Raw genomic sequence first — 26,658 nt, forward strand, 5'->3', positions numbered from 1 at the left:
CGATCCACTCACCTGCGACATCGCTCCCCCTCTGCCGACCGCCAGCGTAGGGCCAGGTGCCGCTCAGTTCTGCTTGGCGAGCTCGCCGCGCAGGTGGTGCAACAACTCGCCGTGTCCGACGGCGGCCATCCACAGCTCGGAGATCAGCGAAGGCCCTCCATTTGTTCCCAGCCCGACAACGCTCAGCTCGCGCCGCACTGATGTCACTTCCTTGGCCGTCGGAGTCATGCCCACTTCTTCGCTTCGCAGCTCAATGACGAGACCGTCCTCGGTAACGCGCACGGTGCCCAGGTGGATCTCGGTGACGCCTGACGGCTGCGCCAGGGTGAGTTCGAGCTCACCGCCTGGCAGCGCTCGGATATACCCGGCCTCGGAGTGCAATGGCTCACCGGTGGCGCTGTTGCGTGTGCGCTGAATCATCGACACGAACGGCTTGCCCACGTGGGCGAACGTCAGTTCCTCGATGTAGGCAAAGTCGTCGATGGAGGGGTACTGGCCGGTGCCGTCGCCTTGCCAGGTTCCCAGCAGCGGGGCAAGCGGTTCGCACTGCGGGTGCAGATCAGCCATTCCCGCAACCTAGTGGGCGCACCTGTCGAGGCGGCCTCTAAGGTCTGCCGCCATGAGCGGAACCATCGAAGTCGGATTCACCACCAGCGAGACCCACCGGGTCACCGATGAGATGTCTCCACCGCACCTGCCGAACAAGGTGCTGTCCACGCCCGACATGGTGCGCCTCATCGAAGGCACGTGCCTGTTCGGCGTGCAGCCTCTGCTCGAGGAGAATCAGACCACGGTGGGGATTCACATCTGCGTGAGCCACCAAGCCGCTGTGTCCTCCGGCGAAGACGTCGTCGTGACCGGTGAGATCAGCGAAGTCGACCGTCGCCGCTTGATCTTCGACATCAAGGTCACCCACGGTGACACCCTCATCTCCGAAGGAACACACCAGCGGTTCATCGTCGGCGGCTAAGGAGCAGCGCGGGTAGGTGCGCCCGCCGTGGAGGCGGCAGAACCCTGTGCTCCAGCGATCCAGCAGGTCGCAACGTCGCAGAGTCTCCTGCCGCCTCCACAGCTATGGCATCTGTGCCTACTGGCTCAAGTTCTCAGCGCCGGGTTGCTATCGCTGTTGCTGGCGCTGGACGAAGCGAATGATCCGCATGGTGTCTTGGGCCGTGATTCGACCGATGGGACCGGTCGAGTAGCACGCCTGTGCCACTTTGCCCCCTGGTGCCAGCACGAACCCGGTGGCATGCAGGATGCCGCGCTTGGCCTCGGTGAAGGCCCCCGTAAGGTCAGATATCTCGTCGGCGTCGGCGCTGTGCAGCATCCGCACCGGGCCGAGTTGCAGGTTGTCGGCGAGGCGTTGGGTGGTGTCCTTGTCGTCAATCGACAGCGCTACGACGCTGGCGCCCAGCATCTTCAGCAGTGATGCGGTGCCGTTGAAGTCAACCAACTGTTGACGGCAGTACGGTCACCAGTGGCCCCGGTACATCAGCACGACGCCCCAGCCGTCGCCGAAAACCTCGGGAATAGTGACATCGTTGTCATCGAGATCCGTCAGCGTGAGGACAGGAAACGTGTCTCCGGTGTCGAGCTTCATCGTGGGTGCGCCTCCTGGTCGCTGGGCCAGTCCCAACGCTAGTGCGGCACCCGGTTCGCGGGCCGCCATGCCCCCGATACGGCCGGCGCCGCTGCGTTGTTCGGTGAGTCCATTTCGCGCGCCGGCGGTGTGGCAATACTGGTGGACGGCGCGGATGTACGCGAGCGGGGGGCGTAGATCATGATCGAATGGCTCGGTATCGACCATCTGTTCAAGTTGTCCGCCGGCGAGGCGGTGCTGGGCTTCTTGACGCCGCTGATCGTCTGCGCTGCGGTGTTCGTTGTGCACATGATCCTGCCCGCCCGGAGGGTGACGGGCTACGCCACCAACCGCGAGACCGGTGAGCCCCGCACCTACCGCCTCAATGGCGTGCTGGTGTTCGCTCTGGCGCACCTCGTGTGGGCATTTGAGCTCACCGGCATGCCGCGCGACTGGTTCTACCGGTCGACCATGTACGCCATCTTGGGCGGGTTCGTCACGGCCGTCATCGCCAACACCATCGTGGTGTTCACCCAGCCCGAGGGCACCCAGAAGAACCGGTTGCTGGCGTGGTGGTTCGGCCGAGCGCAGGAGATGCAGTTCTTCAACAACCGCTTCGACCTCAAGATGTACTTCTACATCGTCGGCGGCACGATGCTGTCGCTCAACGCGTGGTCCGGTGCGGCGTGGCACATCGACGCAGTCGACGATGTCAACCCTGGCTTGATCCTGTATGTCGCCATCAACTCCTTCTACGTCTTCGACTACTTCGTGTGGGAACGGGTTCAGCTGTACACCTACGACCTCATCCACGAGAACGTCGGATTCAAGCTCGTCTGGGGCGGGCCGTTCGTCTGGGGCTGGATGTTCGTGCTGCCGCTGTGGGGCCTGGCGCCGATTGCCGACCCGGGATTCTCCGGCGGCCCGATGTACCTCTGGCTGATCGGCACCGCAGCACTGTTCTTGGTGGGCTGGACGATCTCGCGCGGCTCCAACATGCAGAAGTACACTTTCAAGCGCTGGCCCGAGCGAAAGTTCCTCGGCATCATCGAGCCTGAGGTGATCGAAGCCGGCGACCGCAAGATCCTGTGCAGCGGGTTCTGGGGCAAGGCGCGGCACTTCGGCTACTTCGGCGAAGGCCTCTACGGAATTTCCATGGCGCTGGCATTTGGGCACTTCACCAACTTGTGGTCCTGGACGTACGCGGTGATGATCGTGATCTTCTTCGTTCCTCGCCAGTTCGAGGACGACAGGCAATGCGCCGAGAAGTACGGCGAAGAGAAGTGGGCTGAATACCAGGCCCGAGTCCCCTACCGGATCATCCCGGGCATCTTCTAGCGGCGGTCGGCTGCCCCGGCAGCGGGAAGGAAGCCACCGATGTTCGAGTGGCTCGGCATTGGGCACTTGGTCAAGCTGACAGCGGGCGAGGCGGTGCTGGGGTTTCTCACACCGCTGTTCGTGTTTGTCGCCTTCTTCGTGCTGCAGTTGGTGCTGCCCGCAAAGCGCGTCCCCGGCTACGTCGTCGACAGCGAGACCGGCCAGCCCCGCAGCTACCGGCTCAACGGCTTGCTGGTGTTCGTCGTGGCCCAGGTGCTGTGGTGGTTCGAGCTCACGGGCATGCCGCGCGACTGGTTCTACCGCTCGTCGCTGTACGCCGTGGCCGGGGGCACGGTGCTTGCGGTCGTCATGACGCTGATTGCCGTGTTCAGCCAGCCCGAAGGAGACGTCCGCAGCAAGTTTTTGGCGTGCTGGCTCGGGCGCGCCCAAGAGATGCAGTTCTTCAACGACCGCATCGACCTAAAGATGTACTTCTACATCGTCGGCGGCACGATGCTGTCGCTGAATGCCTTCTCTGGCGCGATCTGGCACTACGACAACTTCGACGACCCGAACCCGGGGGCCTATCTCTTCGCTGCGTTCTTCACGTTCTACGTGTTCGACTACTTCGTGTTCGAACGAGTGCAGCTCTACACCTACGACGTCATCTACGAGCGCCTCGGCTTCAAGATGTTCTGGGGGGCGCTCATCGTCTACGGCTGGATGTTCATCATCCCGATGTGGGGCATGGCCGCGCATGCCGACCCCTCGCACCCAGGCGCCTGGCGGTATCTCTGGCTGATCGTGACGCCGGTGCTGTTCGTCGTGGGCTGGTGCATCAGCCGTGGCGCCAACATGCAGAAGTACACCTTCAAGCGATGGCCTGAGCGCGCCTTCCTGGGCATCAAGCCAGAGATCATCGAGGCCGGCGAGCGCAAGATCCTGTGCAGCGGCTTTTGGGGCGCATCCCGGCATCCCAACTACCTCGGCGAGGGCTTCTACGGACTGGCCCTCGCCCTGAGCTGGGGCCACCTCGGCAATCTGTGGGCGTGGGTCTATTTCGGTTACGTCCTCGCTTTGTTCAGCTACCGGCAGATGGACGACGACAAGCGCTGCGCTGAGAAATACGGCCCCGACAAATGGGCGGAGTACCGGCGGCGAGTGCCCTACCGGATCATCCCTCGCATCTACTGAGAGAACCCGTCGGGGCGCTGGGGTGGGCGCTGCAGGACTCGAACCTGCGACCCCCTCCTTGTAAGGGAGGTGCTCTCGCCAGCTGAGCTAAGCGCCCCCGTCGGCCGGGTCTCGCAGGTTACCGGCGGTGGTGCTGGCCGTCGCCGTCGAGCAGGCTCGCAAGCTGCGCTGTGCTGGCGGCGATGGGCCCCCGACGCTCGCTGTGGCTGAGGTGGAAGAGTTCTTTGTCGCCGGCCTCGCCGGTCCATGCTCCTGCCTCGTCGCAGATCAGGATGCCTGCGGCATAATCCCAGACGCCGTGGTTGGCGTTGAGGTCGATGTAGCCGTCGAGGCGGCCGCAGGCGACCGCACACAGATCCAGCGCCGCCGAGCCGAGCACCCGTACCTGCCACACCGCCATGTCGGGGCTGGGACGTCCTGAAACGCCGATGACGGCACGCCCCCCGGTCTCACGACCGCTGGGGCTGATGGGCCGGCCATTCCGGTAGGCGCGGCCGCCGGCTGTGGCCGTGAATTCCTCGCCCGACACGAGGTGGCGCACGAGACCCGCCACCGGTGCAAGCCCGTCGACGACACAGAGGCTGATGCAGTAGTGCGGGATGCCACGGGAGGCATTGGTGGAGCCGTCGACCGGATCCACGATGACAGTCTCGTCGCCCGAGCCAGAGCGCAGGCCGGACTCCTCGCTCAGCACACCCACGCCTGCCGCGTCGAGCACCTCGAGCGCTGCTGCGTCGGCGACCTGGTCCAGCGCATATTGATCGGGACGGTCACCTCCGTCGTGCCAGCGATCGAATGTGCTGAGCGCTGCCTGCACCGCGTCCGCAGTGTCTTGCAGCAGGCCGAGCCAGTCGCCGACGGCCGTCATCGGGCCGAGACTAGCGACGGTTTGCTCGGCCGTTCTGGCATCGACAACCACACCTGCAGTATTCGGTCGAGCCGTGCCGTTCGGGGCTATAGCCTCCGCGCATCATCTCAGCGCCCCGTGGGGAGTGTCCCGATGGCAGCGATCGACATCACCGGTTACGTGGCAAGCCTGAAGGATCATGCGCACGCGCACGGGTTCCACATCCACGACGAGCGCCAATTCATCGAGACCTACAGCCTCCGCCAGACTTGGGAAATCGATCTTCATCCGGCGGAAGCCTGCGGCGGCCCACTCGACCTGCACCTCACGCTCGAAGCCGACCCGCGCACCATGCTGTCATTCGAGGACGTGCTGTGGGCGACGCCCGAGGACGATCTCCCGCCCGACGAATTCTGGTTGCCCCTGGTGTTCACCTGGGCGCTGCCACCGCTGGACCACAGCCCCGACATGTTGGTATTGGCCACCGATCTGGCGGGCCTCGGCGGCACAGCCCTCCCCGTGGAGGTCTCCGCCATTGACTCACTGACATCTGTGACGGACCCGGCGAAACGGACGCTGATGATCGTGGCCCGGCGAGAACTGTCGCTCCAAGCGCTGCTGCAGGGCGAGGACGACATGTGCCAGCCGTTCGACCTGTGCACCAAGATTTGCGACTACCTACTGCACCACGCCAACGACTGGTACGACGAAGTCCCCGCTTAGCGAAGTTGCGCTAGGAATCTGCGGCTGTCTTGATGGCTTGGAGGGTTGCGGCCATCCCGGCACGCACGACATCGGCCCGGCTGCCGACTGCTCTGAGCTCAGATGCCGCAGCGTGGGCGGCAGGGCCGAGAGCGCCATACCATTGCGCCGACCGCGAGCGGCCAAACCCACGCTGCCCGAACCCGGGCAGCGGACGCCCGCCCAGATCGCACCCCGTCGTGCAGCCGAGGAGTTCCCCATGGGCGAGATTCCACGCACCGAAGACCGCCGCAGCCCCATCCGGCGGATGGGCCGCACGGTTGAGCCCATCCACACCGTCGCGTACTACTCACCCGAGATCTACGGATTCAACGACGACGGCTTCAAGGGCTGGTGGCATGCCTACTTCGCGTACCGCTCGGCCCCCATGGGCAGGGTCAGCGCCGCGACCGTGACCGCTGTGTTCTACAACTTCGCCCCGCGCATGGTGGAACGAGCAGTGCCGGGCTGCTGGGACATCATGGAACCCGACGCCGTTCGCGCCCGCCAACTCGAGTTCACCACGGCGTCGATGCAGCGGGCCTTGGGCGAGTACCCAGACCCCGACGACATCGGGGCGGCGGCGGCTGCGTTGCGCAGTTTCGCAGGCGATCTGCCCATCGGAGCACGCCCCCTGTACGCAGGCTGGGCATCGGAACCGTGGCCGAGCGACAGCACCGGCGGCGGTGACGTCATGGACCTCTGGCACGGCTGCACGCTGCTGCGCGAGTTCCGCTTCGACGCCCACAACATCGCCCTTGCCGCCGGTGACCTCGACCCCGTCGAGTGCCACGTGATGATGACCACCGGTGGCCACGGCAACGGTGCCACCATCCAGAAGATCCGCGGCTGGAGTGCCGAAGAGTGGGACGCGGCGTGGCGACGGCTCATCGATCGGGGATGGATCACTGCTGAGGGCGAGCAGACGCCCGAAGGCAACGCTGCGCGCCGAGCCGTCGAACACGACACCGACCGTCTGTCGTCGGGTGCGGCCGATGCGTTGCCCCCAGGCGATCTCGACGCACTGCTGGTGCGGCTCGAACGCATCACGGGCTACCTAGTGGAGACCGGCATCGTGGCGGGCGTCTGGCCGCCTCCCCACGTCACCGTCGCAGCCTGAGGTCCCGTGCCTGAGCGAACCGGGCCCGCCAGCGTTGTTGGCGCCCTGAGCGAATCGCCCGATGGCGCAGGGCGCGATTTCATTCGCGATCAGGTCGCCGACGACCTGGGGTCGCACCGTTTCGACGGCAGGATCCAGACCCGCTTCCCGCCGGAACCAAACGGGTATCTCCACATCGGGCACGCCAAGGCGATCTGCTTGGACTTCACCGTGGCCTCCGAATTCGGCGGACGCTGCTTTCTGCGTTTCGACGACACCAATCCCACAACCGAGAGTCCCGAGTACGTCGACGCCATCGTCGACGATGTGCGGTGGCTCGGATTCGAGCCCGACGAGATCCGCTACGCCTCGGATTACTTCGAACAGCTCTACGAGTGGGCAGAGCATCTGATCGAGCAGGGTCTGGCCTACGTCGACGACCAGGACGCAGCGGCCATCTCGGCGGGGCGGGGAGGCTTCGGCCGCCGGGGCACCGAGAGTCCGCACCGCTCCCGGCCGGCCCCAGAAAACCTGCGCCTCTTCCGCGAGATGGCTGCCGGCCAGCATGCCGAAGGCAGCCGCGTGCTGCGCGCCCGCATCGACATGCAGCACGAGAACATGCAGATGCGCGACCCGGTGATGTACCGCATCCGCCACGCCCACCACTACCGCAGCGGCGACCGCTGGTGCATCTACCCCACCTACGACTGGGCGCACGGCCAGAGCGATGCCATCGAGGGCGTCACCCATTCGCTGTGCACGCTGGAGTTCCGTGACAACCGTGCGCTGTACGACTGGTACCTGGAGCACCTGCCGCTCGCCGATCTGGGTTACGCCGGCGACCGCCCGCATCAGACCGAGTTCGCCCGCCTGGAGCTGACCCGCACGATCACGTCCAAGCGGATCCTGCGCCGGCTCGTGGAGGGCGGCCATGTCGACGGATGGGACGATCCCCGGCTCCCGACGCTGCGGGCGCTGCGCCGGCGCGGCTATCCGCCCTCAGCCATCAGGGAGTTCTGCGCATTCATCGGGGTAGCACGCACCAACAGCCGCCACGCCCCCGAGTTGCTCGAGTCGTTCGTACGCGCCGAGCTCAATGCGACGGCCCCACGGCGCATGGCTGTATTGAGGCCGCTGAAGCTGGTGATCACCAATTGGCCCATCGGCGACGACGGGACGCCGGTCGCCGAGTATCGCGAGGCGCTCAACAACCCGGAAGATCCATCGGCGGGCACCCGCCAAGTGCCCTTCAGCGGGACGCTGTGGATCGAGCACGACGACTTCCGGTTGGAAGCACCGCCAAAGTACTTCCGGCTGACGCCAGGCCGCGAGGTACGCCTGCGTGCTGGCTACTTCGTTCGCTGTGTTGACGCTGTCACCGATCCCGACGGGCAAGTCACCGAAGTGCACTGCACCTATGATCCCGAGACCTCGGGCGGCCAGGCCCCAGACGGCCGCAAGGTCAAGGCCACCATCCACTGGGTCAGCGCCGACCACGCCGTGCCGATCGAAGCCGCTCTGTACGAGCGGCTCTTCGATGCCGAACTTCCGGGTGAGCGCACCGACGATCCCCTCGATGATCTGCATCCAAACTCACGAGAATTGTGCGTCGGCGTCGCCGAGCCCGCCATCGCCGATGTCTCCCCCGGCCAGGTAGTGCAGTTCGAGCGCCTCGGCTACTTCTGCGCCGACGACGACAGCCCGGCTGCCACCGGCGAACCGGGCTGCGGCGAAGCCGGCGATCCCAACAACACTGCACGCGCAACCGATGACGCTCCACCGCTGTTCCATCGCACCGTCGGCCTGCGTGACGAATGGGCGAATATTCAGAAGCGGCAACAGAAATCTGGCGGCTCCGCCCGCCCAGCAAACAAGGGAGGCGGCAGATGACGGAGCCACGCCCAGTTGATCGGGTGGCAATCATCACCGGCGGCGGATCCGGCATTGGTCGAGCGTGTGCGCTCGCACTGTCGGAAGCCGGCTGGCAGGTGGTCGTGTGCGGTCGCCGCCGTGAGCTGCTCGACGAGGTGGTGGACGAATGCACCGGCGAGGCCGTGGCCGTCGCCGCCGACGTCTCGGTTCCCGAGCACGTCGACGCACTCTTCTCCGCGGCCACCGACCGGTTCGGCCGGGTCGACCTGCTGTTCAACAACGCCGGCATGGGCACCCGCCCCGTGCCGGTGGATGAGCTGCCAATTGCCGACTGGATGGCGACGGTCGGGGTGAACCTGACCGGTTCGTGGCTGTGCGCTCGTGCCGCATTCGCCCAGATGAAGCGCCAGCGACCCTCGGGCGGGCGGATCATCAACAACGGCTCGGTGTCGGCACAGACGCCGCGCCCGCACTCGTCCCCGTACACCGCGACGAAACATGCGATCACCGGGCTGACCAAAGCCTTGTCGTTGGAAGGCCGCGATCACGGCATCACCGTGGGGCAGATCGACATCGGCAACGCCGAGTCGCCCTTGACTGCCCCGATGGCCACCGGTGTCCCCCAGGCCGATGGCAGCATCCGAGCCGAACCCTTGATGGATGTCGACGACGTGGCCCGAGCCGTGCTCTATATGGCAGAGCTGCCCGCAGACACCAACGTGCTCACCATGACCGTCATGGCCAACGGCATGCCCCTGGTCGGTCGCGGCTGAGTGCCTCAACGGATAGTGCCCAGATGCCATAGCTGTGGGAGCGGCAGGAGACTCTGCGCCGTTGCGACCTGCTGGATCGCGGGAGCGCAGGGTCATGCCGCTCCCGCAGCGGGCGCACGCACCCGCTGCGGTTCCTGAGAAGATGCGCGGATAGGTGAACCTTCCCGCTGTAGCACCAGTTGTTTCCCGCTCTTGTTCGCTGTCGCTCACGGGCCGCTCGGGCCACGGCTTCGAATATCGGCTCAGCCTCTTATGCTGCGCGCCATGAAATTCGGGTATCTAACAGGAAATCACTACGGCGGCATCGATCCAGGCGATCTGGCCCAAGAACTCGAAGAGCGTGGCTACTACTCAGTCTGGTACCCGGAGCACACACACATCCCGACGTCTCGCGAGAGCCCGTACCCCAACGGCGGCCAACTGCCAGGCACCTACCTCCACATGATGGACCCATTCGTCTCCATCGGCGTCGCTGCCGCACGTACGTCGACGATCAAGCTCGGCACCGGTGTCTGCCTCATCCTGCAGCACGACCTCATCGACCTCGCCCGTACCGTGGCCTCAGCCGACGTGTTGTCGGACGGTCGCGTCGTGCTCGGCATCGGCGTCGGCTGGAACCGCGAGGAGCTGGCCGACCACCGGCCCGACATGCCGTTCCGCCAACGCTATGGCGCTATGCGTGAGCGTGTCGCAGCCATGCGATCGATCTGGGAGAACGACCCGGTTCCGGCCCACGACGGCCGCTGGGACGCCCACAGCGAGTCGTGGATTTATCCCAAGCCGGCAAACGGCGCTGTTCCGGTAGCGCTCGGCAACGCCGGGCCGCTTGGCATCCAGCATGCAGCGGAGTACGCCGACGAATGGTGCCCCATCGACGTCGGTGTCATGAACGTCACCGGCAAACCCGACGTCACGGGCGGCATCGAGCGATTCCGGCGGTTGGCAACCGAGGCAGGTCGCGACGATGCCAATGACATCCCGATCACGCTCTACATCTGGGGCAGGCCCAGGCTGGACCGGCTGGAGGCCTACGCCAACGCCGGCGTGAGCCAGTTCGTGTTCACGCCCGTGAACTTCGACCTGCCCTCAGCAGACGAGACACTGCGGTACCTCGACGACCTGACACCGACGCTCGAAGCGTTCAACGGCTGAGACTCCCGATCGGCCTAGAGGCCGGAGCGCTCCAGGATGTGCACGCCGCAGCTCGAACCGAGGCCGATCACATGGGCCAGGCCGACCTTGGCGTCGGGCACCTGACGGTCGCCTGCTTCACCTCGCACGTGGGTGGCAACCTCGAACAGGTTGGCCACGCCCGTCGCACCGATCGGGTGCCCCTTCGACAGCAGCCCGCCGGATACGTTGACCGGGATCTCCCCGTCACGCCACGGACCGCCCTTGTCGATCCACTCGCCAGCACCGCCTGGCTCGCACAGCCGCAGGTTGTCGTAGTGCCTCAGCTCGGCGGTCGCGAAGCAGTCATGCAACTCCACGAGGTCGAGATCTGCCGGATCGACGCCGGAGGCCTCATATGCCTCGTCGGCAGCGTTGCGCGTCAGCGTGTTGACATCGGGTTGCACCTGGCAGCCCTCGGTCCACGGATCTGAGGTCAGCACCGAGGCCGAGACCTTGACGGCTCGCCGCTGCTGCTCGCGAGACAGCGTCCTCAGCTTCTCATCGGAGACCAGCACGACCGCCGCCGAGCCGTCGCCGGTCGGGCAGCACATCAACAGAGTGTTCGGGTAGGCGATGACCTCGGAGCCCATCACCTCGTCCAGCGAGAACGCCTTGCGGTATTGCGCCAGCGGGTTCAGCGTCGAATGCTCGTGGTTCTTCTGCGCCACTTTGGCGAACTGCTCGAAACCGACGCCGTCGTTCTCATAGGCGTACTCCATGCCGGCCTGCGCAAAGACGCCGGGCATCATGTTGGTGCCTAGGCGGCCTTCGACGCCCACCACGGAGCCGAAGCGACCCTTGCGCTCGAACACCTGCTTGTCGGAGCGGGCGGCCCGGTCGCCACCGAGCATGCCCATCTTGCCCATCTGCTCGACGCCCACTGCGAGGCCCATCTGCGCCTCGCCCGCCTTGATCGCCATCATCACGGTACGGACTGCCGTAGCGCCGGTGGCGCAGGCGTTGGCCACATTGAACACGGGGATGCCGGTCTGTCCGATCTGCTTCTGAAGGCGCTGGCCGACGCCGCCATTCGCTTCGTACAGACAGCCTGCCGCCAGCACGTCCATGTCGGCCATGGTCACCCCGCCGTCATCAAGTGCCCCGAGCGAGGCCTGCGCGGCGAGGTCGATCAGGTCCTTGTCGGCGTAGCGACCGAATTTGGTCATGGATGTGCCGAGAATCCAGACGGGATCTTGGTTGCTCATGGCTGTTCTCTTTCGGTGATCTGGTTCTTGGTAAACGGTGCTCAGGTCAGATGCTGTGGTTGTTGCCGGGGCGGAGGTTCATGCGGCCTCAGGCTCGTAGCCGAAGGCGACTGCCTCGACGCCGTCGTCGTCTGTCGCGGTCACATAGGTGGCGAGACGAACGCGCATTCCGAGCGTCACTTTGGTGGGCTCGGGCTCGACGTTGATGATGTTGCTCTTGACGCGCCCGCCCCCGTCGAGATCCACGACAGCCGATACGTACGGTGCAGGTACTCCCCGAGCTGCACGGTGCACGATGGTGAAGGTCCGCACCGAACCAGTGTTGGCGAGCCGTGACGCCGTGAATTCCCGCGCCCCGCACGCCGCGCAGGCATTGCGTCGATCGAAGTAGGTGACCCCGCACGCATCGCAGACGTTTGCCACCAAGTGAGGGTCGTTGCCAAGGTGCAGGTATTCCACCATGGAAATCTGGCTCGGTGGATCATTATTCGGCGCGTTCTCGTCGGCCATGTCAGCGCTCCTCTCGCGTCGAGCCACATGCTCCGGCCTGCGCCATCTCGCCACAGCCGTCCCGCAAGAACTTATCAGTGACCTAGCCAGCGGCCCCGGTGCGCCACGGGCCGGTCGGCAACGGTGCGGGCCTCGGCGGCGAGGTCGGGTTCGGTGCCGAACAGCGAGCGTCGCGGGCGCTTCTCACTGGCCGCATGCCCGCCCGCAGCCTGTGCGGATCGATCCGGCCATCCCATGGCAATCACGCCGATCGGCTGGTGCGACGCCGGAACACCGAGGGCGCCCGCGACTGCATCGGCGTGTTCGAACATCCCGAAGAAGAGCACGCCGAGGCCCTCGTCGATCGCGGCGTACTGCAGTGCCATCGCGGCAAATGCTGCATCCACCGTCCAATACGGCGTGGACCACGCCCCAGTGTCGCTGCCGAGGCCGGTTGGTGCTTTGTCGGGTTCGCCATATCGCTCGACGTACGCGCTGGGATCCGCCCAGACGGTGACGAGCACCGGACAGGTGAGCAGGCTTGCCCACCGAAAGCTCTTCCGTCGGTCTGGGGGCATCGTGGCGTCCCAGTAGCGCGCTGTCTCGTCGGGGCCTTGAAGCACCACGAAGTCGAAACCCTGGGCATTACCGGCCGAGGGGACCCGCCGAGCGGCGTCGAGCACATGTGCGAGCAGCGGCTCGTCGACGGGATCGGCCAGGAAATGCCGGGTCATCCGCCGCCTGCGGGCGAGTTCGCTGAAGGCTCCGGTCACCGGCGCACGTGCTCAGCTCGGCCGCAGACCCGCCGGGCCCGAGCGCTACAGCAGCTTCGCGAGGTCTTCGCGGCTGGCCCAGCCGAACGCGATGAGCGCATCGCCGTTCGCAGTGTCGAAACCGTCGAAGATTTCGATCAGTGTCGGATCGAGCTTCTCGGGCCGGGGAGCGGTGTGGTTCAGCACGAACGACGGCCCGCCGTCTCCGTACACCTTGAACTCGCGTGCCTTGTACTCGCCCTGCACGTCGAAGCGCTTCGCCAGCCGACGCCCCCATGCGCGGTCCTCGCCGTTGGGCTCGTAGCCCGGACGCGGCACCACCCGATCGAGCGGCTTGAATGCCGTGAAGGCTGCAGCGTCGGCCATCTGGCACGCCACCAGCACGTCCTCGTCGGGGAACGCCAGAACGGCTCGCCGAAGCTGATCGGTCATCATCGACCGCAGCGCGCTGTCGCGGCGGGCGGAACGCCGCGTGGCGCCGGCACCCATCAGCACCGTCGGATCGCCGCCGACCCGCTCGAGGGTGCAAAAGCCGTAGGCGGCGAGCTTGGTGCCGTCTCGCACGTGGGTGACAAGCACCCAGGCGTCGCGTTGCTTGGACAGATGCCCAACGTCGAAGTGAACGCTCTCGCCGCTGACGAGTTCGGCCATCTCGGAGATCTCAGCATCGCTGAGTGCCGTGCAGTCCTTTGTCTCAACCTCGAGCGCCATGTGGTTCTCGCCCCTTGCGATGCTTGCTGGCCGATCCTCCGGTGGCCGGCCAATCCAATCCTTCAGTGTTTGTTCAATGCGCGTGCGCACCCGGAGGCCTGACGATGCCAAGCGTGCGGCGGTTGCCGCCGGCCGACTTCGCCCCGATCACAGATAGACACCGGCACGCTCCGCTCCACGAGGCTGTTGTGACTCGCTGCCCGCTTCGAGGGCGTTGCCGCGCATGCTGCGCAACTGCCGTTCGGCCATCATCTGCTGCGCCGAGACCGCCGCCTGGATGCCGTGGAACAGCCCCTCGAGCCATCCCACGAGCTGAGCCTGCGCGATGCGCAGCTCAGGGCCCGACGGGATGTCGTCGTCCAATGGCAGCACAAGGCGGTTCAACTCATCTGCGAGCGGTTCGGACAAGGCAGTCGCCAGTTCGTCGACCGACAGGTGATACACGTCTCGCATTCGGTCGCGACCTGCTTCGTCGAGTTCCGCGTGACGGACTTCTTCCAGCAGCTTGCGGATCATGCCGCCGATGCGCATGAGCTTCGCCGGTTCAGGAACGAAAGGCTCGTCAACATCGTCTTCTGTGAATGGTCCGCCATCCAGCAGCTCACCCTGTTCTGGGTCTTGAACCGAATCGCCAACCACCACCGAAATGCTATCTGGCGAGAAATCCATCGCCCCCGGCCCAGAATGCTCCCGCCCGCATAGACACTGGCGCATACGTGGCGAAGCCGTGCCGCTCGGGCCGCTTGGGACCGGCTACATCAGCGCGAAGGGAACCAGCATCTCCTCCGACGTCAGGCCTCCGTGTCGACCGATGAGCGGGTGATGCGGCCGATCCTCGTCGGGCATCGTGAACGCCTGCAGGCCCCGGGGCACGAGCGCGACATCGCCGAGCCGACGCCGGGCCGGTTCGGTGATGTGGCGGCCCAGCCAGTGTTCGTCCAGCACCTGCTCCACGGGGGCGATCTCGGCGAAGCCGGCGTAGCGCTCGCAGCGAGCCACAAGTTCAACGGCCGCACCTGCTCGGGCATGCAGCCACAGCATCCTGGCTTCGCCTGACCACTCGCCGGTGAATTCGGCGACCTCCGCGTCGATCATGACCGGCGGCTCGACAACTTCGACGACGCCATGATCGGCCGTGACAATCAGCGGGACGTCGTCCCCGACGTCGCTGCGCAACGCGACGGCGAGACATTCCACGCTGGCGAGGGTCGACCGGTAGCGGTCGCCGAGGCCGAATTCGTGGGCAACCTTGTCGAGCGTGTCGTAGTAGGCGAAGACGAGCTGAAAGCCCTCGTCGACCGCAACCCGAACACGCTGCACGATGTCGGACACCTCGCGCCATCCCCGCATGGAACCACCGCGCAGGTGTGCAGCGCTGAACCCGCTGTCGCGAAACTCCGCACGTGTCACCACCGCCACCGACTGACCGCAGAAGGGATCGACCGGCTGCAATTCCTCGGGCAGCAGCTCCATGCGAACATCGCGCCCGCCAGCACGCCAGCGAAGCGCATTGAGCAGGCCTAACGGGGTGCGGACGCGATAGCCGACCAGCCCATGCTCGCCCGGTGCCGCCCCCGTGGCGAGCGATGTCAGGGCCGTCGCGGTCGTGCTCGGCGCAACCGTGGTGACCGGCGCAGCCGCATCACTTGCTGCGGCTAGCGACGGTGCCAATGAGCGATGGCGGCGCAACTGGTGCCATCCGAGTCCGTCGACGACCAGCAAGACGACAGTGCGCGCCGCAGCGACGGCATCGTCGATGAGTTCGGTTGCGACGCCGGCGAGGAGTCCAGGAACCACGGCCGTGATGCAGCGGCCGCCATATGCCGGCAGGGTGCGATCGAGAGCCAAAGGCTCGCTGTCCGCTCCGAGGTCGGTGGCGACGGCTTCCATGACGCCGACCCTAAGAGGCTGAGCCGATAGGCGCAGCCGCGGCTGGGGCTACGCTGCCATCGTGGCGGTCTCGACGCGGGGAGACTACGCAAGCCGCGCGTTGCTGTCCCTGGTCCTCAACGACAACGGCCGACCGACATCGGTGCGCGACATTGCGGAGCGCACCGGGCTGCCCCAGCCGTACCTCGAGCAGATCTTGCTCGCGCTCAAGGGGGCCGGCCTGGTTCGTTCGAAGCGCGGCGTCGGCGGCGGCTATGTGATGGCCCGCGACCCAGCCGACGTCACGATCGGGATGATCGTGCGGGCTGTCGACGGTCCGATAGCCCTCGGCGACTTCGGCCAGCCTCATCAAGACGGCGCCTGCGATCACGAAGGGCAATGTGTGCTGCTCGCGATCTGGGACTCGGTCGGCCATCGCATGCGCGCCGAGCTGGATTCCTACAGCCTCGCCGCCGTTGCGGAGGTCGCCCGGGGGCTCGCGCCGTGGCCAGCGGCCGCCGTCGAGACGGTTGAGCCACCCGGCCGCTGAGCGACTCAGTCCGTCGGGAATGCCGACGGTTCTGAGCCGAATCGTGCGAGCGCCTCGCCAAAATCCTTCGGCATCGGTGCGCTGAAACCCATGGCGGCACCAGAAGCGGGATGGCGGAATGTCAGCCGGGCCGCATGCAGCAACGGACGGCCGATGCCGAAAGGATCAGGGACGCCGTAGGTCAGGTCTCCGAGCAGCGGGAGCCCAATGCTGGCCAGATGCACCCGGATCTGATGCGTCCGTCCCGTTTCGAGCCCGCATCGAAGCAGCGTTGCATCACAGGGATGGGCATAGGTCTCCACGACGCTGTAGTGCGTACGGGCCTCACGCCCCTCGGCCGATACAGCCATCAGCGTGCGATGCTCCCGATCCCGTCCTATCGGGGCGTCAATCGTGCCCGTCGGCGACGGCGGATGCCCGCGCGCCAACGCTGCATAGATCCTGCGGACCTCCCGCCGCGCAAGCTGTTCGACCAGGCCGTCGTAAGCCGCCGGACTGCGCGCGCACACCATGACGCCGCTCGTCCCGCGGTCGAGCCGGTGCACGATGCCGGGTCGGTCGGGTTCGCCCACTTCCGCCATCTCGGGATATCGCTGAACAAGGGCATCTGCGAGCGTGCCCTGGGGGTGTCCGGTGCCGGGATGGGTGACCACCCCAGACGGCTTGTCGACCACGACGAGGTCACGGTCGGCGTGCAGGACATCGAACGAGGCGACCCCACGGTGCCGCTCACGGACCAGAGCTACAGCCTGCACCTCGGTCACCTCGACCCTCGAACCCGGCGCGACCCGCACCGAGCCAGCCCGAGCTACCTCTCCGTCGATCAGCACGCAACCCTCGGCAACCATCTTCGACGTGTCGGAGCGGGACCGTCCGGTCAGCAACGACAGCGCCCGGTCGATCCGCTCACCGGACAGTGATTCGGGAATCTCGAGACTCAGCAGTCGATCGCTCACTCGGGCGCCTCTCGGACGGCGGAGGCACTGCGCCGTTCGCTGCGATAGAGATGAAGCAGCACGACGACGAGCCCGACAGTGATGGCAGCGTCGGCCACGTTGAATATCGGCCACCACTGCAGATCGATGAAGTCCACGACAGCACCGCGCCCCCAGGCTGCTCCGCGGAACAGCCGGTCAGCCAGATTGCCGAGTGCTCCTCCGATGATCCCACCGAGACCGGCCCGGGCCCACGCTCCTTGCACCCGGCGCAGGAAGTACCACAGCAACCCGACGATGATGATGGCCGCAATCGCCAGAACGGGGCCCAGACCGCTGCCCGCGGAAAAGGCGAAGCCCGTGTTGTGCACGAGCCGCAGACGCAGTGTCCACACCAGGTCGATGATCTGGTCGTCGAGCGCGGCAGTGGCCCACGTTTTGGTGATCTGGTCCCCGCAGAGAATGACCCCCGAGATGAGGACGACCCTGAGATTGCGGGTCACGCGGCTGCGTGCAGCGGACGGGCAGGGTGCGAACCCCTGGTGCCTGTCAGAGCCGGCGCCATGCCGGACCACTGCTCTTGACCTCCACCCGCATCGAAGCGTGTGGGATGGCCTCAAGGCGCTCCTTGGGGATCGGTTTCCCCGAGATGACACAGATGCCGTACGTGCCATCTTCGATACGCGCCAATGCGGCGTCGATTTCGGCGATCTCCTCACGCTCGCGAGCTGAGATCTGCAGCGCCCGATCGCGCTCCACGGCGATGGAATCCCCTTCGCCGGATTCCTCGTCGAACTGGACATCACCAGGTTCGCGCTCGTTGACAAGCTGCTCAGCTTCGGCTTCGTACCGCTCTGCGTGCTCGGTATAGCGGCGGCGCTCGGCCAGCAGGGCCTGGCGCTGCTTTTCGAGAAACACCTCGCCGAATCGCGACTTCGTGACCTTGCGTCGCGGCGCTGCCTTCTTCTTGGGTGCCGTGGCGGTAGCGCTGGCCTTTTTCGCAGTGGTCTGAGCCCCGGAGGTGTTCGCAGACTTCTTGCGCGCTGGCGCCTTCTTCGCGGCAGCTTTGCGGGCGGAAGCCTTTTTCGCGGTTGCCATGGCCCCTCCCCTCTGCGGCGAAGCGGCATTCTAGGTCGTTGCCTCGGTATGTGGTCGGAGCATCGAGGCGCCGTCGATTCCGATGCCTCAGGGGTACCCTCGCTGTCTCGTGGGTCGGCTCGTGGGCCAGCCCGTACTCTCGGCGGGACGAAAACACAGCCTGCAGGAGGCGCTGGTGAAGCGAGAGCCGGTCAACACCGTGTACCCACGCGTGCCTGCCCAAGCGGACTTCCCGCAGATCGAGGAGCGGATTCTCGCGCGCTGGCACGATGAGGGAACCTTCGAGACGTCCATCGTCAACCGGCCTGCGGACGACGAGTTTGTGTTTTACGACGGTCCGCCCTTCGCGAACGGGCTGCCCCACCACGGCCACTTGCTGACGGGGTACGTGAAGGACGTCGTCCCCCGCTACCAGGCGATGCGCGGTCATCGCGTCAATCGGCGCTTCGGGTGGGATTGCCATGGCCTGCCCGCCGAGATGGAGACCGAGCGCGAGCTCGGCGTGAGCGGGCGGGCCGCGATCACCGATTTCGGCATCGAGCGCTTCAACGCCCACTGCCGCGACTCGGTGCTGCGCTACACGGCCGAGTGGCGCAAAACCGTCACCCGCCAAGCACGCTGGGTGGACTTCGACGACGACTACAAAACGATGGACCTGCCCTACATGGAATCGGTCATGTGGGCGTTCAAGCAGCTCTGGGATCGCGGTCTCGTGTACCAGGCGTTTCGCGTCATGCCCTACTCCTGGGGCGCAGAGACTCCGCTGTCGAACTTTGAAATCCGGCTCGATGACGCCACGAGGCCCCGGCAGGATCCTGCCATCACGGTCTGGTTCGAGCTGCACGATGCGGACGACACAGCCGGCGCAATCAGCACAACCGGGCCGCACAGCGCCGCCGGGCCGCTTCGCCTGCTCGCCTGGACGACGACGCCTTGGACGCTGCCCTCGAACCTGGCGATCGCCGTCGGGGCAGACATCTCCTATGCGGTCGTCGAATCGGGTGCGCTCGGCGGCGGTCGTTACGTGGTTGCGGCTGACTGCCTCGAGCACTGCGCCGCCGACCTCGAGCCGTACACAGTGGTCGGCACGCTGAACGGCAGTGATCTGACAGGGCGCAGCTACAAACCGATGTTCGATTTCTTCGGCCATCGCACCGAGGCGTTCCGGGTGCTCGCCGGCGACTTCGTGGACACCTCTGAGGGCACTGGCGTGGTTCACCTCGCGCCCGGCTTCGGCGAGGAGGACCAGTCGCTCTGCGAGGCCAACGGCATCGAGATCGGCGATGCCGTGCCGGTGGACGACCGGGGCTGCTTCACCGAGCCGGTGACGCCATGGGTCAGCCTCAACGTGTTCGAAGCAAACCAGCAGATCATCGCCGAGCTCAAGCGGCGCGACCGGGTGCTGCGCCACGACAGCTACGAGCACAACTACCCGCACTGCTGGCGCACCGACACGCCGATCATCTACAAAGCCATCAGCTCGTGGTACGTCAAGGTCACCGAGATCTCCGATCTGCTGGCCGAGACCAACCAGCAGATCAACTGGGTGCCCGGTCACGTGCGCGACGGCCGGTTCGGCCAATGGCTGGCGGGGGCACGTGACTGGTCCATCAGCCGCAACCGGTTCTGGGGCTCGCCAATCCCGATCTGGATGAGCGACGACCCTGACTACCCACGCATCGACGTCTACGGCAGCCTCGACGAGCTCGAGGCTGACTTCGGGGTACGCCCCACCGACCTGCACCGGCCGTTCATCGATGAGTTGACTCGCCCCAATCCCGACGACCCGAGCGGCCGCTCGACGATGCGACGTGTGCCCGAGGTTCTCGACTGCTGGTTCGAATCGGGTTCGATGCCCTTTGCGCAAGTGCATTACCCATTCGAGAACTCCGAGTGGTTCGAGAAGAACTTCCCGGCTGACTTCATCGTGGAGTACATCAACCAGACGAGAGGCTGGTTCTACACGCTGCACGTGCTGGCGGGAGCGCTGTTCGACCGGCCCGCATTCCAGAACGTGATCTGCCACGGCATCCTGCTTGCTGCCGACGGCAACAAGCTGTCCAAGCGGCTGCGGAATTACACCGAACCCACCGACATCTTCGCCAATCAGGGCTCTGACGCTCTTCGGTGGTACCTGATGGCCACCAACATCGTCCGAGGCGGCGACACGCGGATCACCGATGCGGGCATTGACGAGGTCGCCCGCCAAGTGCTGATCCCTATCTGGAACTCCTACGCGTTCTTCACGCTGTACGCGAACGCGGACGGCTATGAGGCCACGTTCCGTGTCGACTCCGCAGATGTGCTCGACCGTTACTTGCTGGCGAAGACCCGGGCCACGCTGGAATCGGTCACGGCCAGCTTCGACGCGTATGACCTGCCTGGGGCCGCCGCCGAGCTGCAAGCGTTCATCGATGCGCTGAACAACTGGTACATCCGCCGCAGCCGGGGACGGTTCTGGGGCGAGACATCTGCCGAGGGGCCCGCTGGCGACGGCCCGTCGAGCGGCGATCGGGATGCGTTCGACACCCTCTACACGGTGCTGAGAATCTTCGCCGCCATGGCGGCGCCGCTGCTGCCGATGATCACCGAGGAGATCTACGGCGGGCTGACCGGCGGTGACAGCGTGCACTTGAGCGACTGGCCCGACGCGGCGATGCTCCCATCCGACCCCGAACTGGTCGAGCGTATGGATGCGGTGCGGGCCGCCGCTTCGGCTGCGCTGCGCGTGCGCGAAGACGCCGGTTTGCGGGTACGCCTGCCGCTGCAACGCGTCACGTTGGCCGGAGACGGTGCCGAGTTGCTCGAGCCCTACGTTTTCCTGCTCGCAGACGAGATCAATGTTGCCGAGGTGGTCCTGAGCAACGACTTGGGCACGGCCGCGACGCATGTCCTGCGGCCGAATGGCGCCGCATTGGGACCGCGCCTCGGCGCTGCGGCCCAAGAAGTCTTCGCTGCGGCTCGCAGCGGCGATTGGCAGTCATCGGCCGACGGCAGCATCGTCGTAGGCGGACATGAGCTGCACCCCGGCGAGTACCAGTTGAGCCTGCAACCTGCCGAGAGGGCCACCACCTCAGTTCTGGAAGATCAGCAGCTCGTCGTGGTCCTCGATACCGCCGTCACGCCCGAACTCGAGGCGGAGGGTGCGGCGCGAGACTTGATCCGCAAGGTGCAGCAAACACGCAAGGAGGCCGGGCTCGACGTCACCGATCGGATCCATCTGAGGATCCGCTGGAGTCCCCCGCACCTTGAGGCAATACGGGATCATGAATCTCTGGTGGCTGCGGCCGTGCTCGCACAGCAGATCGAGTGGCTCCCTGGCACCGGCGTGCCGCAGGTTGATGTCGCGCGTGTGTGACCGCACGCCGGCTCGGAATGCGGGCTGTGCCCGCTAGGCCGAAAGCGGTTCCTTGCGGATCAGCGCATCCAGGAACGGATCGTCGAGTTCGGAAAGTGCAAGCGGTGGCCGGTCGGCGCTGAAGTCGGAATCTGAGGGGTCAGCGGCGTCGTCAGCATCAAGGTCATCTTCAGCTTCGTCGTCCGCCTCACGGATCGGACCTACGTCGACTACGTCATGGTGGGCATCAGGCTGCTCCGCAGCGTCGGCGGGGCTCGTGGCAAGCGGAGCGACGATCGCGGGCAGGGCCGGCGCTGCCTCGCTGACCTCGACGGCATAGCCGGCCTCGGTAAGCGTCTTGGAGATCTCGGTGCGCACAAGCCCCGATAGCGCCTCGGTCAGGTCATCGCTCGCCGTCTTGAACGCTTCGTCCAGTGCCTGGCTGCCTGCGGCTTGCAGGGCTGCGAGTGCATCTGCGATCTGCGCGACGGTCTGGGGTGAGAGCTGCACCTCCACGGGCTGCGATGGAGATCCCGACTCCACGCTGGCCATGCGTTGATCGATCTCGGAGATCTGCGTCGCCAAGGTCGCGAGCTGTGCGCCGATGGTCTCGAGTAAGCCCTCGCCTTCCTTGTCGGTGGGCTCGACAGGAGAAGTTGGGCTCGCCATGGCGCGGAATGTACCAGCCTTCAGGCGACGATCCCTAACCGCCAGAGCTCCCGCAGATGACCGCCCGGAACACCTGCAACCCGATCAGCAGCACGATCGGCGAGAGATCCAGCGCCATGCGCCCGAGCCGAACCGCCGGCAAGGCTCGCCGGAGCGGTCCCATGATGGGCTCGGTGATACGCACCAGCCACGTCCGCACCACCGTGACCGGGCTCTCGGGCGACAGTGGGATCCAGCTGAACATGACGCGCGCGAAGACCGCGATGATGTACAGCAGCAGCAGACTGCACAGCAGGCCTGTCATCGTGTCGCCCGGGGTTCCGCGCTGGAGCGTCTCAGCGCTCGGCGTCCTGCGCGGAAACCGAATGATGTTCGTCGTCGCTGACCACGACATTGACAGGCACGAGCATGTACACGGCGTTGGCGACCTTGCGCATCTCGCCGTCGCGGGCGTAACACAGCCCGCTGGCAAAGTCGAGCAGCCGGCGGGCCGTGTCGCGGTCGAGCCCTTGCAGGTTCAAGATGATCGGCTGGTCACGCTTGAAGCGGTCTCCGATCTGCTGGGCATCATCGAACATCCGGGGCATGAGCACAAAGGGCTGTGCAGTCGACGTCGCCACGCGGCGCACCGCAGAAGCCGGCAGGTCAGCCGACGATTGCGGCACCGTCGCAGGCGCTCGTTCGACCACGGTCACACCGCTCTGGCTGGTTTGATCGGCAAACGCGTCCGCCGCGGGCAAGTCTCCCGGAACGGCGCGTTCGACCGGCGGCGCATAGCTGTCATCAGGGCCCAAGCCCAGATAGCTCATTGCCTGCTTCATGAACGATGCCATGCAGAACCTCAGTGAGAACGGCCTCGATGCGGAAACTGTCTCGACCGCAAAGGGTACCGACTTGTCAAGTTGCGGTCAGGCATCCTGCGTGAGGGCATCTCGCTGCGGTCGATTGCCAAACAGGGCAGTCCCGATGCGCACCAGCGTCGAGCCCGCCCTGACGGCTGCTTCGAGATCCGCGCTCATGCCCATGCAGCGCTGCTCGAGTTGGTGACGATCAGCAAATCGGGCGACCTCGTGGAACGCAGTTTCGATCTGCGCAGGCGCGCCTTGCGGGCCGATCGCCATGCAACCGGCGACCTCGAGTCCTTCGGAACGCGCGACTGTCACCAACGCCGAGGCCTCGGCGGGCTCACAACCGCCCTGGCTGGCGGTACCGCTCACATCGAGCTGCACGAAGACCGCTGCGCCCGGTGCATGCTGCGCGATCTGGGAGACGAGCCGTACCCGATCGACGCTCTGCCACACGCCCACTACGCCCGCTAGCTGGCGGACCTTGTTCGACTGCAGCCGTCCGATGAAATGGACATCGACGGCGTTCTTGGTCACCGAATCCAGTTCATCCCATTTCCCCCGCAGCTCCTGTGCATAGTTCTCACCGACCATCGTCAAGCCGGCGCCCGCTGCTGCTTCGATTGCCGAGTGGTCGAAGCCCTTGGTCACCGCGACGACGCCGATCTTGTCCGTATCGCCTCCGGCATCGGCGATGCGGTTGCGGACCCGCTCGATTCGCTGGCGGACATCCGCGGTATCAATCACTCGGGGCCCCGCCTTGCGGGTCAGCCTCCAGGAAGGGGAGCGCAGAGGTGAACCTTCCCGTTGTCGCACCAGTTGCTTCCCGCGCTTGTTCGCTGTCGCTCACGGGCCGCTCGGGCCACGGCTTCGCCTCCAGGCGGATCAGGACCGCCGTGCGTCCGCGCTCCCCACGGGCCCGATGCGAGAAGTAGCGCTCGTCCGATGCCGTGCAGCGCCCGATCTCGCGGTCGATGACGGCCCCATGGCTTCGCAATGCCAGCCGGGCAGCCTCGCCGAGATCGAGCGCCGGCGTGCCCCACGATGTCCTCGCAGCCACCGAGGGCCCAAATGCGGTGGTTGCTGTGGAGAGCTCACAGGCGCCGAACTCGTAGTGCAGTGGACAGATATGGGGCCCGACCACGGCACGCACGTCTCGAATCCCGTGGTGGCGCAGCTCAGCCAGCGTTGCGGGCACGACGCCTTCGAGCAGTCCCCGCCAGCCTGCGTGGATCACCGCAACAGTCCCGTCACCGTTGGCGTCTGCCCCGTACAGCGCTACCGGCACACAGTCGGCGGTGCGCACTGCGAGCGTGGCCTGCGGCGCCGATGTCCACGCTGCGTCTGCGCAGGTGCCCTGTTGGCCTCCGGGCCGTGTGACCTCGACCACCCGCGTGCCATGCACCTGACGCAACACGGTCACCGCCCGAGGAGCGGAACCATCGAGAGGGGCGCAGTCACCGTCGCAGCGTTCGGTGACCATGATGCGCACCACGCTGTTCCCGCAGCGCCGACGCAGCGTCAACATGCCACATCATCCCAAACGGGCGCGCCTAGTGATCCGGTTTGCAGCGTCGCGCACAAACGCGGAGATGGCGGCGGCCAGCGTCGAGGTGTTGGCGTTGGGAACGGTCGCGATGGGACCCCGGCGTCACCGCAGGAAGCTGGGGACGTCGAACGACTCATCGTCGTCGTCAAGGTCTCCGAACGGGTCGGTGAGATCGCCGGTCTCCTCCGAGGCGGTGTAGTCGCTCAGCGTGCCGCCCCCGGAGCGACCTGGCGTGTACCGGTCAAAGCCCGCAGCGACGACCGTCACACGGATCTCTTCCCCGAGTGAGTCGTCAATCACGGTGCCGAAGATGATGTTGGCCTCCGCGTGGGCCACTTCACGGATGACTTCGGCTGCTTCGTTGACCTCGAACAACCCGAGATCGGGCCCGGCGGCAATGTTCAGCAGGATGCCACGTGCCCCTTCAATCGATTCCTCGAGCAGTGAGGATGACACCGCCTGTCGAGCCGCGTTCTTGGACCGATTCTCGCCATGCGCGCGACCGATTCCCATCAGCGCCGTTCCGGCGCTCGACATGATCGCCTTGACGTCGGCGAAATCGGTGTTGATGAGGCCTGGAGTAGTGATAAGGCCCGAGATGCCCGACACACCTTCCCGCAGGACATCGTCGGCCATCCGGAAGGCATCGATAATCGAAGTGTGCTCGCTGGCCACGCTCAGCAGCCGGTCGTTCGGGATCACAATGAGGGTGTCGACCCGTTCTTTGAGCCGTTCGATGCCCTGTTCGGCCTGGATCTGTCGGCGCTTGCCCTCGAAGGCGAATGGGCGCGTGACGACACCGATGGTCAACGCCCCCACTTCCCTGGAGATCTCGGCCACCACTGGAGCGGCGCCGGTTCCGGTGCCGCCGCCTTCCCCGGCGGTGATGAACACCATGTCGGCGCCTTGCAATGCTTCGGCGATCTCGTCGCGGTGTTCTTCAGCCGCCCGGGTGCCGATCTCGGGGTCGCTGCCTGCACCCAGCCCGCGCGTCAGTTGGCGACCGATGTCGAGCTTGACGTCGGCGTCGCTCAGTAACAGCGCTTGTGCGTCGGTGTTGACGGCGATGAACTCGACACCGCCCAAACCGACATCGATCATCCGGTTGACGGCATTCGAGCCGCCGCCCCCGACACCCATCACCTTGATGACTGCCACGTAGTTCTGTGGTGAGGCCACAGGGCTCCTCGCGTTCGCTGGCCAGCCGCGACACCAAATGTGCCGCTGGCGAGCACCTCCTAGGGAAAATAGCGCAATCTACGACCGTACTGATGCCTCTGGCGATGGGCAAGGTCCGCGTCCGGCGTGTGCCCGGCCGATCGGCCCGCGAATCTAGCCAGTCGCGCGAAGAACCGGCAGGTGCGGAACCGATACGTCCAAGACTGGTTCAGAGCGCTCGAGCCCCCCGATGACGGCCGCGATTGCCGCAGTCTTGGCACCGATCGCCGATTCATCCCCCAACGCCACCTCAATCTGCAGATCCCCTGGCAGTTGTCGCACGCGGGCGCGTATGTCACCGCGCTGGTCACGCCAGAGAGCGGCAACTTCGAAATCGGGCTGACCGCGCGCCGCATCCACCACTGCGAGCAATGCCTGTGCATCGCCCGCAAGGAATCTGCCCGGTGTCGGTGCGGCGGCGATGCCCGACAGCCGCGGCAGCTCAGGCAAGACCGAGAGCGATGAGGTGAGGACTCGACCTTCGATGTCGATGAGCACCCAACTGTCGGGGGCTGTCAGCACGATGGCCGCTGCGGTGCGTTCGACGACGTCCACGCTCACCGATGCCGGCCAGCGCCGCCGGATGCGAGCGTCCGCGATCCACGGCAGATCCTCCAGCGAGCGCTCGGCCGCGCCGACATCCAGCGTTCCCATGAAGTCCCCTGGGTCGATGCCAGCGGCTGCGTTCGCTTCGTCGTAGCTGACCCGATGCAGGCCAGAGAAATCGACCCGGTCGACTTCGAAGGTTCCTGCCGCGAGCAGTATCGAGGCGGCGGATCCCGCCACGGCGACGAGAACGATCGCACTCAGCCACC

Annotated in this window: 29 protein-coding genes, 1 tRNA gene and 1 pseudogene; 10 read left to right on the forward strand and 21 right to left on the reverse strand. The window is 65.9% G+C overall.

Features of this window, described 5'->3' with window-relative positions:
* Positions 1 to 63: 63 nt before the first annotated feature.
* Positions 64 to 567, reverse strand: a complete 504-nt coding sequence (locus ACOOF5_RS14435; protein WP_420440328.1) for an FABP family protein — start codon at positions 565 to 567, stop codon at positions 64 to 66.
* 52 nt (positions 568 to 619) lie between these two features.
* On the opposite strand from ACOOF5_RS14435, the gene ACOOF5_RS14440 reads away from it, so the two are divergent.
* Positions 620 to 970 carry a thioesterase family protein gene (locus ACOOF5_RS14440; protein WP_420440330.1) on the forward strand — a complete coding sequence of 117 codons (351 nt, stop codon included), beginning with the start codon at positions 620 to 622 and terminating at the stop codon, positions 968 to 970.
* A gap of 147 nt (positions 971 to 1,117) precedes the next feature.
* Here the strand turns inward: ACOOF5_RS14440 and ACOOF5_RS14445 are convergent.
* Both ACOOF5_RS14445 and ACOOF5_RS14450 read right to left on the reverse strand, forming a co-directional pair.
* Positions 1,118 to 1,459: pseudogene (locus tag ACOOF5_RS14445) on the reverse strand (peroxiredoxin); the annotation flags it as partial.
* Between the two features lie 12 nt (positions 1,460 to 1,471).
* Complete coding sequence (locus ACOOF5_RS14450; RefSeq protein WP_420440332.1) at positions 1,472 to 1,807, reverse strand: hypothetical protein; 336 nt, start codon at positions 1,805 to 1,807, stop codon at positions 1,472 to 1,474.
* Here ACOOF5_RS14450 and ACOOF5_RS14455 point away from each other — a divergent pair.
* Positions 1,781 to 2,917 carry a DUF1295 domain-containing protein gene (locus tag ACOOF5_RS14455; RefSeq protein WP_420440334.1) on the forward strand — a complete coding sequence of 379 codons (1,137 nt, stop codon included), beginning with the start codon at positions 1,781 to 1,783 and terminating at the stop codon, positions 2,915 to 2,917. The two genes, ACOOF5_RS14450 and ACOOF5_RS14455, sit on opposite strands and share 27 nt — an antisense overlap.
* 39 nt (positions 2,918 to 2,956) lie before the next feature.
* A complete protein-coding gene (locus tag ACOOF5_RS14460) occupies positions 2,957 to 4,090 on the forward strand; it encodes a DUF1295 domain-containing protein (protein ID WP_420440336.1) in 1,134 nt (377 codons plus the stop codon).
* 23 nt (positions 4,091 to 4,113) lie between these two features.
* On the opposite strand, the gene ACOOF5_RS14465 is transcribed toward ACOOF5_RS14460, so the two are convergent.
* Positions 4,114 to 4,187 (reverse strand) — tRNA-Val (locus ACOOF5_RS14465).
* Between the two features lie 21 nt (positions 4,188 to 4,208).
* On the reverse strand, positions 4,209 to 4,958 hold the full coding sequence (locus ACOOF5_RS14470) for an inositol monophosphatase family protein (RefSeq protein ID WP_420440338.1): 750 nt from the start codon (positions 4,956 to 4,958) through the stop codon (positions 4,209 to 4,211).
* 132 nt (positions 4,959 to 5,090) lie between these two features.
* On the opposite strand from ACOOF5_RS14470, the gene ACOOF5_RS14475 reads away from it, so the two are divergent.
* The 5 genes from ACOOF5_RS14475 to ACOOF5_RS14495 all read left to right on the forward strand — a co-directional run bounded on the left by ACOOF5_RS14475 (position 5,091) and on the right by ACOOF5_RS14495 (position 10,574).
* A complete protein-coding gene (locus ACOOF5_RS14475) occupies positions 5,091 to 5,660 on the forward strand; it encodes a hypothetical protein (RefSeq protein ID WP_420440340.1) in 570 nt (189 codons plus the stop codon).
* A 238-nt stretch (positions 5,661 to 5,898) separates the two neighbouring features.
* Positions 5,899 to 6,798 (forward strand): SCO6745 family protein, encoded by a 900-nt coding sequence (locus ACOOF5_RS14480; protein ID WP_420440342.1) that lies wholly within the window; start codon positions 5,899 to 5,901, stop codon positions 6,796 to 6,798.
* Between the two features lie 45 nt (positions 6,799 to 6,843).
* On the forward strand, positions 6,844 to 8,667 hold the full coding sequence (locus tag ACOOF5_RS14485) for a glutamine--tRNA ligase/YqeY domain fusion protein (protein WP_420441007.1): 1,824 nt from the start codon (positions 6,844 to 6,846) through the stop codon (positions 8,665 to 8,667).
* The gene (locus ACOOF5_RS14490) at positions 8,664 to 9,422 is read left to right on the forward strand and encodes an SDR family oxidoreductase (RefSeq protein ID WP_420440344.1); all 759 of its coding nucleotides are present in this window, start codon (positions 8,664 to 8,666) and stop codon (positions 9,420 to 9,422) included. Before ACOOF5_RS14485 ends, ACOOF5_RS14490 begins: the two co-directional genes overlap by 4 nt.
* Positions 9,423 to 9,686: 264 nt before the next feature.
* Positions 9,687 to 10,574, forward strand: coding sequence for a TIGR03619 family F420-dependent LLM class oxidoreductase (locus ACOOF5_RS14495; protein WP_420440346.1), 888 nt, complete (start codon positions 9,687 to 9,689; stop codon positions 10,572 to 10,574).
* A 14-nt stretch (positions 10,575 to 10,588) separates the two neighbouring features.
* Here the strand turns inward: ACOOF5_RS14495 and ACOOF5_RS14500 are convergent, their stop codons facing one another.
* The 6 genes from ACOOF5_RS14500 to ACOOF5_RS14525 all read right to left on the reverse strand — a co-directional run bounded on the left by ACOOF5_RS14500 (position 10,589) and on the right by ACOOF5_RS14525 (position 15,663).
* Positions 10,589 to 11,800, reverse strand: a complete 1,212-nt coding sequence (locus tag ACOOF5_RS14500; protein WP_420440348.1) for a thiolase family protein — start codon at positions 11,798 to 11,800, stop codon at positions 10,589 to 10,591.
* A gap of 78 nt (positions 11,801 to 11,878) precedes the next feature.
* Positions 11,879 to 12,310 carry a Zn-ribbon domain-containing OB-fold protein gene (locus tag ACOOF5_RS14505; protein WP_420440350.1) on the reverse strand — a complete coding sequence of 144 codons (432 nt, stop codon included), beginning with the start codon at positions 12,308 to 12,310 and terminating at the stop codon, positions 11,879 to 11,881.
* A gap of 74 nt (positions 12,311 to 12,384) precedes the next feature.
* The gene (locus ACOOF5_RS14510; protein WP_420440352.1) at positions 12,385 to 13,062 is read right to left on the reverse strand and encodes a nitroreductase family protein; all 678 of its coding nucleotides are present in this window, start codon (positions 13,060 to 13,062) and stop codon (positions 12,385 to 12,387) included.
* Between the two features lie 45 nt (positions 13,063 to 13,107).
* Entirely contained in the window at positions 13,108 to 13,773 is a 666-nt protein-coding gene (locus ACOOF5_RS14515) for a hypothetical protein (protein WP_420440354.1), read from the reverse strand.
* 147 nt (positions 13,774 to 13,920) lie between these two features.
* Positions 13,921 to 14,412, reverse strand: coding sequence for a proteasome activator (locus ACOOF5_RS14520; protein ID WP_420440356.1), 492 nt, complete (start codon positions 14,410 to 14,412; stop codon positions 13,921 to 13,923).
* Positions 14,413 to 14,526: 114 nt separating this feature from the next.
* Positions 14,527 to 15,663: an alkaline phosphatase family protein gene (locus ACOOF5_RS14525; RefSeq protein WP_420440358.1), complete on the reverse strand. Its 1,137-nt coding sequence runs from the start codon at positions 15,661 to 15,663 to the stop codon at positions 14,527 to 14,529.
* A gap of 61 nt (positions 15,664 to 15,724) precedes the next feature.
* On the opposite strand from ACOOF5_RS14525, the gene ACOOF5_RS14530 reads away from it, so the two are divergent.
* Positions 15,725 to 16,192: an RrF2 family transcriptional regulator gene (locus ACOOF5_RS14530; RefSeq protein WP_420440360.1), complete on the forward strand. Its 468-nt coding sequence runs from the start codon at positions 15,725 to 15,727 to the stop codon at positions 16,190 to 16,192.
* Between the two features lie 5 nt (positions 16,193 to 16,197).
* Here ACOOF5_RS14530 and ACOOF5_RS14535 read toward each other — a convergent pair whose 3' ends face one another.
* Genes ACOOF5_RS14535 through ACOOF5_RS14545 form a run of 3 tightly spaced genes read right to left on the reverse strand, consistent with a single transcriptional unit; the run spans position 16,198 to position 18,225 of the window.
* On the reverse strand, positions 16,198 to 17,148 hold the full coding sequence (locus ACOOF5_RS14535) for an RluA family pseudouridine synthase (protein ID WP_420440362.1): 951 nt from the start codon (positions 17,146 to 17,148) through the stop codon (positions 16,198 to 16,200).
* Positions 17,145 to 17,630, reverse strand: coding sequence for a signal peptidase II (lspA, locus tag ACOOF5_RS14540; RefSeq protein ID WP_420440364.1), 486 nt, complete (start codon positions 17,628 to 17,630; stop codon positions 17,145 to 17,147). The genes ACOOF5_RS14535 and lspA overlap by 4 nt, the downstream gene beginning before the upstream one ends.
* A 46-nt stretch (positions 17,631 to 17,676) precedes the next feature.
* Complete coding sequence (locus ACOOF5_RS14545; RefSeq protein ID WP_420440366.1) at positions 17,677 to 18,225, reverse strand: TraR/DksA family transcriptional regulator; 549 nt, start codon at positions 18,223 to 18,225, stop codon at positions 17,677 to 17,679.
* A 175-nt stretch (positions 18,226 to 18,400) separates the two neighbouring features.
* On the opposite strand from ACOOF5_RS14545, the gene ileS reads away from it, so the two are divergent.
* Entirely contained in the window at positions 18,401 to 21,583 is a 3,183-nt protein-coding gene (gene ileS / locus ACOOF5_RS14550; RefSeq protein WP_420440368.1) for an isoleucine--tRNA ligase, read from the forward strand.
* Between the two features lie 33 nt (positions 21,584 to 21,616).
* On the opposite strand, the gene ACOOF5_RS14555 is transcribed toward ileS, so the two are convergent.
* From ACOOF5_RS14555 to ACOOF5_RS14585, 7 genes are all read right to left on the reverse strand, one after another.
* Positions 21,617 to 22,231 carry a hypothetical protein gene (locus ACOOF5_RS14555; RefSeq protein WP_420440370.1) on the reverse strand — a complete coding sequence of 205 codons (615 nt, stop codon included), beginning with the start codon at positions 22,229 to 22,231 and terminating at the stop codon, positions 21,617 to 21,619.
* 34 nt (positions 22,232 to 22,265) lie between these two features.
* On the reverse strand, positions 22,266 to 22,535 hold the full coding sequence (locus ACOOF5_RS14560; RefSeq protein WP_420440372.1) for a YggT family protein: 270 nt from the start codon (positions 22,533 to 22,535) through the stop codon (positions 22,266 to 22,268).
* A 31-nt stretch (positions 22,536 to 22,566) separates the two neighbouring features.
* The gene (locus ACOOF5_RS14565) at positions 22,567 to 23,064 is read right to left on the reverse strand and encodes a cell division protein SepF (RefSeq protein ID WP_420440374.1); all 498 of its coding nucleotides are present in this window, start codon (positions 23,062 to 23,064) and stop codon (positions 22,567 to 22,569) included.
* A 75-nt stretch (positions 23,065 to 23,139) separates the two neighbouring features.
* Positions 23,140 to 23,823, reverse strand: coding sequence for a YggS family pyridoxal phosphate-dependent enzyme (locus ACOOF5_RS14570; protein WP_420440376.1), 684 nt, complete (start codon positions 23,821 to 23,823; stop codon positions 23,140 to 23,142).
* Complete coding sequence (locus ACOOF5_RS14575) at positions 23,816 to 24,604, reverse strand: polyphenol oxidase family protein (RefSeq protein ID WP_420440378.1); 789 nt, start codon at positions 24,602 to 24,604, stop codon at positions 23,816 to 23,818. The genes ACOOF5_RS14570 and ACOOF5_RS14575 overlap by 8 nt, the downstream gene beginning before the upstream one ends.
* Before the next feature lie 123 nt (positions 24,605 to 24,727).
* Positions 24,728 to 25,804 (reverse strand): cell division protein FtsZ, encoded by a 1,077-nt coding sequence (ftsZ, locus tag ACOOF5_RS14580; protein ID WP_420440380.1) that lies wholly within the window; start codon positions 25,802 to 25,804, stop codon positions 24,728 to 24,730.
* A 153-nt stretch (positions 25,805 to 25,957) separates the two neighbouring features.
* Positions 25,958 to 26,629: a cell division protein FtsQ/DivIB gene (locus tag ACOOF5_RS14585; RefSeq protein WP_420440382.1), complete on the reverse strand. Its 672-nt coding sequence runs from the start codon at positions 26,627 to 26,629 to the stop codon at positions 25,958 to 25,960.
* Between the last annotated feature and the right edge of the window lie 29 nt (positions 26,630 to 26,658).

Source organism: Candidatus Poriferisodalis sp. (genome assembly GCF_965214215.1).
In the GTDB taxonomy this organism is placed as follows: domain Bacteria; phylum Actinomycetota; class Acidimicrobiia; order Acidimicrobiales; family Poriferisodalaceae; genus Poriferisodalis.

Bases quoted from the DNA above. Each gene is read 5' to 3' on its own strand.
- ACOOF5_RS14435 (WP_420440328.1), bottom strand. From the start codon at position 567: ATGGCTGATCTGCACCCGCAGTGCGAACCGCTTGCCCCGCTGCTGGGA.
- ACOOF5_RS14440 (WP_420440330.1), top strand. From the start codon at position 620: ATGAGCGGAACCATCGAAGTCGGATTCACCACCAGCGAGACCCACCGG.
- ACOOF5_RS14455 (WP_420440334.1), top strand. From the start codon at position 1,781: ATGATCGAATGGCTCGGTATCGACCATCTGTTCAAGTTGTCCGCCGGC.
- ACOOF5_RS14450 (WP_420440332.1), bottom strand. From the start codon at position 1,807: ATGGTCGATACCGAGCCATTCGATCATGATCTACGCCCCCCGCTCGCG.
- ACOOF5_RS14460 (WP_420440336.1), top strand. From the start codon at position 2,957: ATGTTCGAGTGGCTCGGCATTGGGCACTTGGTCAAGCTGACAGCGGGC.
- ACOOF5_RS14470 (WP_420440338.1), bottom strand. From the start codon at position 4,958: ATGACGGCCGTCGGCGACTGGCTCGGCCTGCTGCAAGACACTGCGGAC.
- ACOOF5_RS14475 (WP_420440340.1), top strand. From the start codon at position 5,091: ATGGCAGCGATCGACATCACCGGTTACGTGGCAAGCCTGAAGGATCAT.
- ACOOF5_RS14480 (WP_420440342.1), top strand. From the start codon at position 5,899: ATGGGCGAGATTCCACGCACCGAAGACCGCCGCAGCCCCATCCGGCGG.
- ACOOF5_RS14490 (WP_420440344.1), top strand. From the start codon at position 8,664: ATGACGGAGCCACGCCCAGTTGATCGGGTGGCAATCATCACCGGCGGC.
- ACOOF5_RS14495 (WP_420440346.1), top strand. From the start codon at position 9,687: ATGAAATTCGGGTATCTAACAGGAAATCACTACGGCGGCATCGATCCA.
- ACOOF5_RS14500 (WP_420440348.1), bottom strand. From the start codon at position 11,800: ATGAGCAACCAAGATCCCGTCTGGATTCTCGGCACATCCATGACCAAA.
- ACOOF5_RS14505 (WP_420440350.1), bottom strand. From the start codon at position 12,310: ATGGCCGACGAGAACGCGCCGAATAATGATCCACCGAGCCAGATTTCC.
- ACOOF5_RS14515 (WP_420440354.1), bottom strand. From the start codon at position 13,773: ATGGCGCTCGAGGTTGAGACAAAGGACTGCACGGCACTCAGCGATGCT.
- ACOOF5_RS14525 (WP_420440358.1), bottom strand. From the start codon at position 15,663: ATGGAAGCCGTCGCCACCGACCTCGGAGCGGACAGCGAGCCTTTGGCT.
- ACOOF5_RS14545 (WP_420440366.1), bottom strand. From the start codon at position 18,225: ATGGCAACCGCGAAAAAGGCTTCCGCCCGCAAAGCTGCCGCGAAGAAG.
- ACOOF5_RS14555 (WP_420440370.1), bottom strand. From the start codon at position 22,231: ATGGCGAGCCCAACTTCTCCTGTCGAGCCCACCGACAAGGAAGGCGAG.
- ACOOF5_RS14560 (WP_420440372.1), bottom strand. From the start codon at position 22,535: ATGACAGGCCTGCTGTGCAGTCTGCTGCTGCTGTACATCATCGCGGTC.
- ACOOF5_RS14565 (WP_420440374.1), bottom strand. From the start codon at position 23,064: ATGGCATCGTTCATGAAGCAGGCAATGAGCTATCTGGGCTTGGGCCCT.
- ACOOF5_RS14575 (WP_420440378.1), bottom strand. From the start codon at position 24,604: ATGTTGACGCTGCGTCGGCGCTGCGGGAACAGCGTGGTGCGCATCATG.